At 71.0% G+C, this 11,293-nt stretch carries 13 protein-coding genes; 2 read left to right on the forward strand and 11 right to left on the reverse strand.

Annotated features, from left to right (window positions below):
- Positions 1 to 35: 35 nt before the first annotated feature.
- Positions 36 to 401, forward strand: coding sequence for a hypothetical protein (locus GEV10_03730; protein MQA77585.1), 366 nt, complete (start codon positions 36 to 38; stop codon positions 399 to 401).
- Positions 402 to 447: 46 nt separating this feature from the next.
- Here the strand turns inward: GEV10_03730 and GEV10_03735 are convergent, their stop codons facing one another.
- From GEV10_03735 to GEV10_03780, 10 genes are all read right to left on the reverse strand, one after another.
- Positions 448 to 1,842, reverse strand: coding sequence for a hypothetical protein (locus GEV10_03735; protein MQA77586.1), 1,395 nt, complete (start codon positions 1,840 to 1,842; stop codon positions 448 to 450).
- 1 nt (position 1,843) lies between these two features.
- Entirely contained in the window at positions 1,844 to 2,197 is a 354-nt protein-coding gene (locus GEV10_03740) for a hypothetical protein (GenBank protein MQA77587.1), read from the reverse strand.
- 95 nt (positions 2,198 to 2,292) lie between these two features.
- Positions 2,293 to 3,675: a hypothetical protein gene (locus GEV10_03745; protein MQA77588.1), complete on the reverse strand. Its 1,383-nt coding sequence runs from the start codon at positions 3,673 to 3,675 to the stop codon at positions 2,293 to 2,295.
- Between the two features lies 1 nt (position 3,676).
- The gene (locus GEV10_03750) at positions 3,677 to 4,033 is read right to left on the reverse strand and encodes a hypothetical protein (protein ID MQA77589.1); all 357 of its coding nucleotides are present in this window, start codon (positions 4,031 to 4,033) and stop codon (positions 3,677 to 3,679) included.
- A gap of 110 nt (positions 4,034 to 4,143) precedes the next feature.
- Positions 4,144 to 5,115 (reverse strand): L-histidine N(alpha)-methyltransferase, encoded by a 972-nt coding sequence (gene egtD / locus GEV10_03755; GenBank protein MQA77590.1) that lies wholly within the window; start codon positions 5,113 to 5,115, stop codon positions 4,144 to 4,146.
- The gene (gene egtC / locus GEV10_03760; GenBank protein MQA77591.1) at positions 5,112 to 5,855 is read right to left on the reverse strand and encodes an ergothioneine biosynthesis protein EgtC; all 744 of its coding nucleotides are present in this window, start codon (positions 5,853 to 5,855) and stop codon (positions 5,112 to 5,114) included. The genes egtD and egtC overlap by 4 nt, the downstream gene beginning before the upstream one ends.
- A 12-nt stretch (positions 5,856 to 5,867) precedes the next feature.
- Entirely contained in the window at positions 5,868 to 7,208 is a 1,341-nt protein-coding gene (gene egtB, locus GEV10_03765) for an ergothioneine biosynthesis protein EgtB (protein ID MQA77592.1), read from the reverse strand.
- On the reverse strand, positions 7,205 to 8,428 hold the full coding sequence (gene egtA / locus GEV10_03770) for an ergothioneine biosynthesis glutamate--cysteine ligase EgtA (GenBank protein MQA77593.1): 1,224 nt from the start codon (positions 8,426 to 8,428) through the stop codon (positions 7,205 to 7,207). The genes egtB and egtA overlap by 4 nt, the downstream gene beginning before the upstream one ends.
- A 478-nt stretch (positions 8,429 to 8,906) precedes the next feature.
- Positions 8,907 to 9,701, reverse strand: coding sequence for a SigB/SigF/SigG family RNA polymerase sigma factor (locus GEV10_03775; GenBank protein MQA77594.1), 795 nt, complete (start codon positions 9,699 to 9,701; stop codon positions 8,907 to 8,909).
- 65 nt (positions 9,702 to 9,766) lie between these two features.
- Positions 9,767 to 9,946, reverse strand: a complete 180-nt coding sequence (locus GEV10_03780; GenBank protein MQA77595.1) for a hypothetical protein — start codon at positions 9,944 to 9,946, stop codon at positions 9,767 to 9,769.
- A 181-nt stretch (positions 9,947 to 10,127) separates the two neighbouring features.
- Between GEV10_03780 and GEV10_03785 the strand changes: the two genes are divergently transcribed.
- A complete protein-coding gene (locus GEV10_03785) occupies positions 10,128 to 11,183 on the forward strand; it encodes an ABC transporter substrate-binding protein (GenBank protein MQA77596.1) in 1,056 nt (351 codons plus the stop codon).
- On the opposite strand, the gene GEV10_03790 is transcribed toward GEV10_03785, so the two are convergent.
- On the reverse strand, positions 11,155 to 11,293 hold a 139-nt coding region (locus tag GEV10_03790; GenBank protein ID MQA77597.1), incomplete at its 5' end, for an IS630 family transposase. The two genes, GEV10_03785 and GEV10_03790, sit on opposite strands and share 29 nt — an antisense overlap.

Here is an 11,293-nt window from a genome sequence, read left to right on the forward strand (position 1 = left end):
GGGTCATGCGTCGTCACCTCGGGAGGTGACCAAGAGTGGACGCCCTCCTGGTCGTCGGGATCGTCCTGCTCGTCGTGGCAGTGCTCGGTGTCGCCGCCATCGTGGTGCTCACGGTCGTCGCCAGGCGACGCGGCGACGACGTCGAAGACGAGGGCATGGTCGAACCGTCGCTCGACGACACCTGCCTGGTCTGCGTCCGGCCGCTCGCGCCGACGGAGGAGGTGGCGGCGATGAACGAGAAGGCCGTGCTCGCATTCCTCGGCGAGCTGCCGGAGGAGCCGCCGTCGTACACCGATCCGGTCGGCAACGGCCGCTGGTTCGTCCACGTCGACTGCGCGGCCGACTTCCTGGACGCCCTCGACTCCGACTCGGACGACGATGCGGCGGAGCAGCGTCCCTAACGCGTTCGACTCACGCGTAGCTCACCGAACGACACACTCAGCGTGATCATTTGGGGTGAGCCCCCGTGCTGCCGTCGCCCCCGCGGGCGATCGGTCCCGTGTCGGCGGCTGGGTCGTCGTACCACTCGGCTTCTTCCAGCACCGTCTCGCCGTTGGCATCGACGTGGACGTCGTAGGACTGGATCTGCGGTCCGTTGGGTCCGTCCATCACCTGGTACGCGGTGACGACGACGCGGGTGCGGCCGTCGGTGTTCTGCTGGAACTCGGTGCGGTACGTGTACTTGTTGGCGTCGTCGAGGTCTTGGATGTCGCGAGCGCCCTCGAGGCCGTTGGTCACCATGTCGACGGCGCCACCTCCGGCCTCGGCTTGCTCCATCCGCTGCCGCTCACCGGGGGTCTGGCGCTGCTCCTCCCCGTAGTCCCCTCCCGGGGGCTTCGTCATCGACGGGTCGGCGTTGGGGTCCGTCAGGATGGGGCGGCCCTGGGAGTCGGTGGCAATGGCTGCGGTGGCGTCCGCGTTCACGGTGAACTGCGGTGACGGGCCGCCGGCGAGCTTGCCCAGGCCGACCGCGAACTTCGTGCCCAGCCCCACGCCTTCGCCGAAGGCCCCGAAGCCCATGTGGACGTCGATGGTCTGCCAGCCCTCGTCGGTGCCGCCGACGTCGTTCGCGCCGTCACCGTGACCGTAGGTCTCGCCGTCGACGGTCATATTCGGGGTCGCGATCGGGTACCAGCGGCCGTCCGGGCCCTTGATGAACCCGCCGCCGGTATAGGCGCACGCGAGTCCGCCGCCGAGCGCGGCGGTCCACTCCGCCAAGCTACCGGGCCGGGTGTTGCCCTCGATGGTCCACTCGTCGTCCCATTTGGGTGGGACGACGTCCGCGTTGGCGGCGAGGTACGGAACGCCGGCCGCGTCGAAGATGCCGGGAGTGGCGGCGGTGGTGAGCACCGGCAGCGGGTCGACCGTGAGCTCGCCGAGCCGCGACACCAGGGTGGCGTCAGCGGCGTCGAGCAGGCCGAGGATCTCCCTCAGCTCCGCCGCCCACTCCACGTCGGGGTTCGGCCCCGCACCCGTGAACGAGGTGGTGACCCAGCCGTCGTCGTGGACCGTGGCGTCGTTGGGCAACCGGCGCAGGAACTCCCCGTACCGCCTCTGGGCGTACCGAAGCCCCATCTCGAACGTGTCGAGCGCCGCCTCGAACTGCCGCAGCCGCAGCGCCGCGGTCTCCTGCGCCCGCTCGTGCACCCGTACCACGGTCGAGGCCTCCGGCTGGCCCGTGCCGTCCCAGATCTCCTTGCCGGTGATCGGGAGGAACACCGAGTCGCGGAAGTCGCCGCGGGCACGTTCGTACTCACCGGCGGCCTTGCCTGCGTGGCTGGTCGCCTCCTGGGCGGCGGTGATCGCCTGGTGTAGCTGGTCGAGCATCGTCACGGTCGCCATGTCACTGCGCTCCGGTCGACCAGGTGGTGCCGGAGGTGGGCATGTTCTCGACGATCTTGTTGAACGGCGCGTCCATGATGGAGGCCGACGTGCCGTCGGCGTTCGCGACAGCCGACGCGCTCGACTTGAGCTTGTTCCCGATCTCCCGTGTCGTGCCCGCGCACGACCGGGTGAAGTCGCGCCAGGTCACACCGATGCCGGCGAGTGCGGACGCCCCCTGGTAGCCGGTCAGTCCCATCGCGTCGGTCTCCAGCGCGGAGACCTGCCCGACCGCCGCGTCCACACCGTCCGCCGAGCCCCACGCCCCGTCGCCGCACGCCGACACGCCCCCGGTGTTCATCGTCACCGCTGACATCCGTTACCCCCTCGAATCGAACCCTCTGCGTACGAGGAGACCCGAGGGGGATAGCGGCGCGCTAGTCGCTCGCTAGCGCCGGTGTGAAGCGGGGGTCATCCGGCCTCCTTGACGGGGATCGTGCTGCCCTGATCCACGGAGTCGGTGCCGTACGACCCGGGCGGCTCGTTCCAGCGGGCCCTCTCCGTGACCACCTGGCCGTCGGCGCCGACGTGCGCGTCGTAGGGCACGGCGTACTGGCCGTCGGGGCCGTTGACCACCTGGTACGCGGTGAGGACGACGCGGGTGCGGCCGTCGGTGTTCTGCTGGAACTCCGCGCGGTAGGTGTAGTACTTGTCGTTGTCGACCTGCTCCATCGCGTTGAGCGCCTCCAGGCCCTGCGTCGCGACCGCGATGCGCTTGGAGCCGGGCAGGTCGGGCTTGTTCGGGTCGCCGTACGGGACGTCCGGTGGCCGGCTCATCGGCGCGTCGGTCGGGTCGCCCGCCGCGACCGGGTAACCGTCGGCGCCGACCTGGATGCCCGCGGTGGCGCGCGGGTCGACCGACGTCACCGGGTTGTACGAGCCGCCGGCGAGGACGCCGATGGCGATCGTTCCCTTGACGGCGCCGGACTCGGGGTCCTGCAGCATGCCGAAGCCCATGTGGGTGTCGATGGTCTGCCAGCCCTCGTCCAGACCGCCGACGTCGTTGGCGAGGTAGCCGTGACCGTAGGACGTCTCGGTCTCGCCGTCGACGAGCATTCTCGGGGTGGCGATCGGATACCAGCGTCCGTCGGGTCCCTGCATGAAGCCGCCGCCGTCGTAGTAGCAGGCGGCCGACCCCAGGGCGGCTTCCCACTCGGCCTGGGTGCCCGCGCGGGTCTTGCCCTCGATCGTCCAGTCCTCGTTCCACCTGGGCGCGACGCCGTCCTCGTGTGCAGCGAGGTACGCCTCGCCCGCCGCGTCGAGGATCCCCGGTGTGGCCGCCGTGGTCAGGACGGGCATCGGGTCGTCCATCAGCGCGTTCAGCCGCTCGATCAGCGCGGCGTCGGCGGTGTCGACCAGGCCGAGGATCTCCTTCAACTCCGCCTGGTACGACGCCTCGGGTCCGTCCGCACCCGACATCACGCCGGTGTGGCCGCTGATGGTGCCGTTGTCACCGACGTGGAACTGGCTCGGCAGGCTCAGCTTGAAGGTGTCGTACCGGCCCGCGGCGTAGCGCAGCGCCATGCCGAACGTCTCCAGTGCCCCGTCGATCTGGCGCAGCCGGATGCCCGCGGTCTCCTGCGCGCGCTCGTGCACGCGGACGACGGTCGACGCCTCCGGTTGCCCCGTGCCGTCCCAGATCCCGCCCGAGGTGATCGGGAGGAACACCGACTCGCGGAAGTCGCCGCGCGACCGGTCGATCTCGCCCGCCGCCTTGACCGCATGGTCCGCGGCCGCCGCGGCCGCGTCGATCACGGCATGCAGGTTGTCCAGCATCGCCACCGTGGCCGCCATGTCACTGGGCTCCCGTCACCCAGGCGGTCCCCGTCTCGGGGAGGTTCACCTTGACCGTGCCGTCGAACGCCGACCCGGGGTTCTGGGGATCGAAGGCGGGTGTCGACTTCCCGTCGGCCCGCTCGATGGTGTAGCCGCTCGACTTCAGCTTGTTGCCGATCTCCCTGGTCGTCCCGGCGCAGGACCGCATGAAGTCGGTCCAGCTGCGTCCGACGGACGCGAGCACGGCCGAGCTGTCCAGCCCGGTGAACGCCATCGCATCGGTCTCGAGGGACGCGACCTGACCCACCGCCGCGTCCGCGCCGTCCGCCGCACCCCAGGCACCGTCGCCACAGGCGAGCACCGCCGGAACGTTCATGGTCACCGATGACATCTGCTGACCCCCTCGTGAAGAACCTCGACTGTCTCGAGGAGACACCGCGGCACTTGCGCAGCGATTGCGGAGGGGTTGCGCGCGGAGCGGGGCGGTCAGGCGCGGACGGCGAGGGAGAGCGCGAAGTCGCCGTCGGGGTCGGTCCACCACGCGACGCGGCGCAGGCCGCTCGCGGCGAGCTCGGTCTCCAGGCCGTCCGGGCGGAACTTCGCGGAGATCTCCGTGCGGATGTGCTCGCCGTCGTCGAACGACACGTCCAGCCCGAGCGTGCGTACGTGGACCCGCTGGGCGCCGGTGGCGCGCAGGCGCATCTCGATCCACTCGTTCTCGGGATCCCAGTGGGCGACGTGGGCGAACGCGTCGGGGACGAAGTCGGCGTCGAGCTCGCGGTTGACCACGTGGAGCACGTTGCGGTTGAACTCGGCGGTGACGCCCGCGGCGTCGTCGTACGCGGCGACGAGCCTGTCGGGGTCCTTGACCAGGTCGGTGCCGAGGAGCAGCGCCTCGCCGTCGTCGAGCTGCCGGCCGATCGCGGCGAGGAACCGCGTGCGCTCGACCGGCGGGAGGTTGCCGATCGTGCCGCCGAGGAACGCCACCAGGCGGGTGCCGTCACGCGGCAGCAGGGCGAGGTGCCGGTCGAAGTCGGCGACGACCCCGTGCATCTCCAGCTCGGGGTAGTCGGCGTGCAACGCGTCGACGGCCTCGACGAGTGCGCTCTCGCTGACCTCGACGGGGACGTACCTGCGCAGCGCCCCGACCGCCTGCAGCGCGTCGAGCAGCAGCCGGGTCTTCACCGAGGAGCCCGAGCCGAGCTCGACGAGGGTGTCGGCCTGCGCCACCTTGGCGATCTCCTCCGCGTACGTGTCGAGGATCGCGCGTTCCGCGCGGGTCGGGTAGTACTCGGGAAGCCGGGTGATGTCCTCGAAGAGCTCGCTGCCGCGCGCATCGTAGAAGTACTTCGGGGGCAACGTCTTCGGCCGGCTCGTCAGCCCGCGCCGGACGTCGGCGGCGAGTGACGCGGCGAGGTCGTCGTCGGTCAGGTGGCGTTCGATCCTGGGGTCGGTCACTGGGCTTCCTCCAGTAGTGGGGTGACGGTCACGGTCTCGGGATCGGCGACGACGAGCGAGCGGTCGGGGACCTCGCGCCACGCCGGTTCGTCGTCGTGCGGCTCGGCGGCGATCACGACCGCCTCCGGTTCGCGTCGCACGTACAGCGGCTCGCCCCAGGTCGTGCCGGCCAGCGCCCGGCCGTCGGTGGCGAGCAGGGTGAGGCGGCCGTCGCCCGCGCCGGCGACCGCACGTACGACGCCGGCGAGACCGGCACCGAGCGACGCGCCGCCGCTCCAGCGCGCCACGGCGAGGCCGAACAGGAACGCGGAGTCGACCGGGCCGAGCGCGTCGGGCACCCACGCGACGGCGTCGGCGAGGTTCTTGCGCAGCAGCGCCGGGTCGAACGCGCGGCCGTTGTGGCTGAACAGCCACCGGTCGTGCGTGAACGGGGCGGCACAGGACTCGTCCGAGGGGTAACCCGCGGTGGCCGACCTGACGGCGCCAAGCACGCAGCTCGACGCCACCGTCGGCGCGAGGCTCGCGAACGACGGGTCGCTCCAGATCGGCTGGGCCCGCCGGTAGCGCACCGGCTCGGCTCGGCCGGGGACGTACCAGCCGGCGCCGAACCCGTCGGCGTTGACCGTGCCGTAGCGCTGCCGGCGCGGCGCGTACGACTGCGCGTACAGCGAGTGCGGCGGCTCGAGCAGGAGCGCCGACAGTGACCGCGGCGCCCCGAGGTAGGCGAGGTGACGACACATGACCGACCCCGTTCAGGCGTCCCTGGCGCAGCGGAACCCGACGAAGATCTGCCGCCGGATCGGCAGGTCCCAGTTGCGGAACGTGGAGCGGCACGCGACCTCGTCGGTCGCCCAGGAACCGCCGCGCAGCACCTGGTAGCCGTCGCCGAAGAAGACCTCGGAGTACTCCTGGTAGGGGAAGACGCAGAACCCCGGGTGGCCGGTGAAGGTCGACGACGTCCACTCCCAGACGTCGCCGAGCAGCTGGTGCACGCCGTACGCGGACGCGCCCGCCGGGTAGGAACCCACCGGTGTCGGCCGGTAGCGGCGCTGGCCGAGGTTGGCGCGCTCCGGGGTCGCCGGGTCGTCGCCCCAGGGATGCCGCCGCTTGGTGCGGGTCGCCGGGTCCCACGACGCCGCCTTCTCCCACTCGGCCTCGGTGGGCAGGCGCCTGCCGGCCCACCTGGCGTAGGCGTCGGCCTCGTACCAGCACACGTGCTGGACGGGCTCGTCCGGCGGCAGCGGCTCGACCCGGCCGAACCTGCGGCGCAGCCACTGCCCGGCGTCGCGCACCCAGAACGCGGGCGTGCGCTTGCCTGACCGGCAGCGCCAGTCCCAGCCCGCGGGAGTCCACAGCCGCTCGTCGTCGTAGCCGCCGTCCTCGACGAACGCGCGGTACGCGGCGTTGGACACCTGGGTCGTGTCGATCCAGAACGCCGGCAGGTCGACGGTGTAGGCGGGACGCTCGTTGTCGAACGACCACGCGTCGGTCGAGGTGCCCATGACGAAGGGACCCGCGTCGACGAGGACCTCGCCCGCCTCCATGACGCCCCCGGGCGCGGGTGCCGAGTCGGTTGTGGGGAACACGGCCTCGCCCCGGCGCAGCTGGTGCGTGGCCAGCATCGTCTCGTCGTGCATGTGCTCGTGCTGGAGCACCATGCCGTAGACGAACCCCTTGTCGAGCAGGGCGTGGTCGGGCGTGAAGCGCACGGTGTCGAGCGAGTCGAGCACCTTGCGTCGCACCTGGCCGAGGTAGTCGGTGGCCTCGCCCGGCAGCAGCAGCGGCAGCGTCGGCCGCTCCGACCGGGGGTGCTCGAACGCGTCGTAGATGTCGTCGATCTCCGGCCGCATCGCCTCGATGCCGGCCGCGGCGCGCAGCAGCCACAGCTCCTCGTAGTTGCCGACGTGGGCGAGGTCCCACACCAGCGATGACATCAGCCGGGAGTGCTGGGCGACGAGGTCGGCGTCATCGAGCACCGCGGTGGTCAGGCCGAGGCTCCGGTCACGGACGCGCTCGAGCTCCTCCGCGACGTACGACTTGACCGCGCCCTCGTCGACCTCGGCGTCGGTGCTGAACGTCGGCGGGTGAGTCATGAGGGCTCCTTCGTCGAACGGGCTGTCGGGTGCAGGTCGATCGTGTCGTCGGCGGGACATCGCCCGCGGGCGACGTACTCGTCGCGGTACGCCTCGACCAGAGCGACCAGGCGCGGGTCGACGCCCTGCCGGTCGAGCGCGTCGACGGCCAGGGCGAAGCACCGCCCGGCGGCCTCGGCGAGGGCGGGATCGGCGAGGCCGTGCCGCGCGGCGTCGTGCCAGCTGCCGGCGACCGGACGCGCGGCGGCCAGCGCACCGGCGCGTGCGGCCGGGTCGTCGACGAGGGCCGAGAGCACGGCGACGGGCACCGGCCACCAGGCGAGCGGCTGCGCGTCGATGTAGCGCACCTCGAACCACCCGCGTGGACGGACTGGTGGGAACAGGGTGGTCAGGTGGTAGGCGAGGTCGTCGTGGGTCGGCGGGTCACCGGCGCCGTCGACCCACTGCCGGAAGGTGAGGCCGGGGTCGGGGATCCAGCCGGGCTCCCTGCGGATCATGAGCACCGGCGCGTCGAGCGCGTACTCGGCCCACCCGATGACGGGATCGGCGCCCGGCACGGCGCGCGAGGTGCGCGGCGGGTCGAGGCGCTGCCAGATCGACTGCCTCGTGGACTTCAAGCCGGTGGCCCGGCCGGCGTGGGTGGGGGAGTTGGCGAACGCCGCCACGACGACGGGGCCGAGCGCGTTGAGCAGGTCCCAGCGCCCGGCGACGTCGGCGGGGTCGACGCCCGCGTCGAGGTTGACCTGGATCGCCGCCGTGCTGCACATCATCACGCGCCCGGCGTCGCCGATCCTGTCGTAGTACGCCTCCATGGCGTCGTAGCGCGGCTCGTGCAGCTGGCGTACCGGCTCGCGGGCCGGGTCGATGGCGGCGGGGACGAGATCGAGGCCGAGGTCGTCGAGGGTTCGTCTGACCGAGGCGAGGTCGCCGTCGAGTGCCTGCCGGCAGGCGGTGAGACCGACGGCGGGCGGCGAGCTGAGCTCGAGCTGTCCGCCGGGTTCGAAGGTGATGGAGCTGCCGTTCGGCGGTGGGGCGGTGTCGTGAAGGGCGATGCGCAGGAGGTCGAGGGGGACCGGGGCACGCGGGCGGTGCGGGTCGGCGACGAGCCACTCGAGCTCGGCCCCGACGACGGACGGCGGGCCGGTCTTGAAGCAGATCCGCCGGATGTAGCCGTGGACGTCCTCGCAGGTGCGTACGAGCTCCGCGGTCGTCACGGACATCACCTCGAGCCACCGGTGGGCGTATGCGTCGACGTCATCATTACCCGGGCCACTGACAGCGAACGTCCGACCAGCGTAGGCAGTGCGATCGAGCGATGCGGTGACGCGACGGTGAACGATCTTCGGTTCCCGGCGCCGTGCCGAGCATGACCGCGGCGTTCCCGGGTAGGGCATCCAGGTCAGACCAGCAGGATGGGGAAGGGGTGACGGCCATGGTGCAGGCCCCGCTGGGGGAGATCCTCGACGAGATGGGCGTCCGGGCCGATCTCGGTGAGGAGGACCGGGTGACCGACGCGGTCGTTCTCCTGAGGTCGAGACCGACGACGGTGAGGTAGCCGTGGTGATCGAGCACAGCGAGCAGACGAACTGGTTCGACCAGCGGGCGCTCGTCAACGCCGCCGCCGCGGTCGTGGACGGCGCCGACCTCGAGCATCGCCGGCTGAACGACCGTCACCCGAGGTGACAACCGGGACCGGGCTCAGACCCCGTCCTTCTGGAGGTCGTCGTCGGTGACGAGATCGCGCCGCAGCGCCGCCAGCGTCTGGCTGAGCAGGCGCGACACGTGCATCTGCGAGATGCCGAGCCGGTCGGCGATGTCGCTCTGGGTCATGTTGCCGTAGTACCGCAGCAGCACCATCTCCTGCTCGCGCTGCGGGAGCTTCTCCAGCAGGGGCCACAGTGACTCGCTGTCGACGACGTCCTCGAGATCGGTGTCGTCCTCGCCCATCGCGTCGAGGTGGGTCGCGACCTCGTCGTCGTCACCGACCGGGGCGTCGAGGGACAGCGGGCTGAACGTGTCGTCGGCGGCCAGCGCCTCGGTGACCGCCTCCTCGCTCGTCTCGAGGTAGGTGGCGAGCTCCGCCGCGGTCGGGAGGTGGCCGGTGGTCTGGGTCAGCTCCTCGGTGGCGTCCCTGATCCGCATCTTCAGCTCCTGCAGCCGCCGCGGCAGGCGTACCCAACGGCGCCCGTCGCGGAAGTGGCGGCGGATCTCGCCGAGCACGGTGGGCCGGGCGAACGTCACGAAGTCGACGCCGCGGTCGACGTCGAAGCGTTGGATGGCCTCGACGAGTCCGAGGTAACCGACCTGCGCGAGCTCCTCGGCCTGCTCACCGCGGCCGGTGTAGCGGTTGACGGCCCACCTGACCAGCCAGTCGTAGCGCTCGACGAGGATCGCGTAGACGCGTTCCCTGCGCTCCTCGTCGTCGCCGACGGCGGCGAGCGCACGGAACAGGTCGGTATCGGAGTCGGCGCCGGACGGCGGTCCTGACGTCATGGGTTGACCCGTCTCTGCGAAGTGACACCCCACCGGCTCTGGCTCAACCGCTGACAACATCCACGCTACACCGCCTCCCCGGACGACTCACGAGGTCCGGCCATGTGTCGGGTTGCTCTCCACACCCAGCAGGCGCACGTCACCGCGACGACGACGAACGCGACCAGCGGCAGCCGGTGGTCGGCGACGGTCAACAGCAGCGACCCCGCCGGAATGGCCGGCGTCTGCCCGGTGAACAGCAGCATCGTGGCGACGCTGGGTGCGTCGCCGTGTCGAGTATGGGCGGCTGGCCGGGGGAGGAGGGTCATGAGGGAGCGGGAGCCGGTCGAGTACAGCCCGACCGAGCACGTGGAGACGGTTGCCCTCGACGAGCAGACCGGGGAAGATTCGGTAAGGTAAGCCTTACCTACATCCTGGAAGGTGCTCATGCTCCCCACCTCCGGCCGGCGGACTGGACGCGTACGCGCCTCCCTCGCCGCTCTCGCAACCCTGGCCCTGCTGGCCGCGGGGACCTCCTGCGCCACCGACACCGCCGACGAGGAGCCTGCCGCCGACCAGCGCAAGTCGCAGCTCGATGAGCAGTGCCAGGACGACGCCGTCGTCGTACCGAGCCTGCCCGACCTCGCGCCCGTCAGCGAGGGCTCCGGCAAGACGAAGGTCGCGACCGACTTCGGCGACGTGGAGCTCCCGGTGGCGCCGAAGGCCGCGCTCGGGATGTACACCACCGACGTCGACATGCTGGTGTGGCTGCGCTACCCGCTGGCCGGCAGCCAGCCGATCCGCGGCGACAGCGGCTACCAGACGTTCCCCTGCTTCTTCCCGCGCGCGCAGCTGGCGAAGGTGTCGACCTTCGCGAACTTCCCCGAGTACGACTACGAGTCGGTCCTGCTCGCGGAGCCCGACTTCATCCTCAACGGCCTCGGCTACGACAAGAAGGTCGTCAAGCGGCTGCCGCAGATCGCCCCGACGTACAGCGTGGACGCCTTCGACGGCGAGGCCTGGGTGACGCACTTCGAGGAGACCGCGAAGGCGCTGGACCGGACCGAGTACTACGAGGACTGGAAGACGCTCTACGACGACCGCGTGGAGGAGGTCAAGGCGAAGATCGACGATCCCGCCGCCCTCACGGTCGCGCCGGTCGGCTACTGGGACGACAACTTCCAGACCGGTTGCTCCTCCGGGGTCATGTGCCAGGTCTTCGCCGACCTCGGGCTCACCATCGCGCCCACCTCGCTGATGAACGACCGCCGCGGCGAGGAGCTCAGCGGTGAGCAGCTCGGCCGGCTCGACGGGGTCGACTACGCCTTCATGACCCGCGGCCTCGGGGCCAAGGAGGAGAAGGTCTTCGACCAGACCCTCGCCAAGGCGGCGAAGAACCCGCTGTGGAAGACGCTGGACTTCGTCGAGAAGGACCAGATCATCGGCTACGAGATGGAGATGACGTACGGTTCGCCTAGTGTCGCCCGCCGGAAATTCGTGTGATATATCGTGCGAGGGAGTCGAGGATTTCCTCCGCGGTCTTCTTCCACACGAACGGTTTCGGGTCCTCGTTCCACATCTTGATCCATTCGCGGACGTCTTTCTCCAGTGCC

Source organism: Streptosporangiales bacterium (genome assembly GCA_009379955.1).
Lineage (GTDB): Bacteria > Actinomycetota > Actinomycetes > Streptosporangiales > WHST01 > WHST01.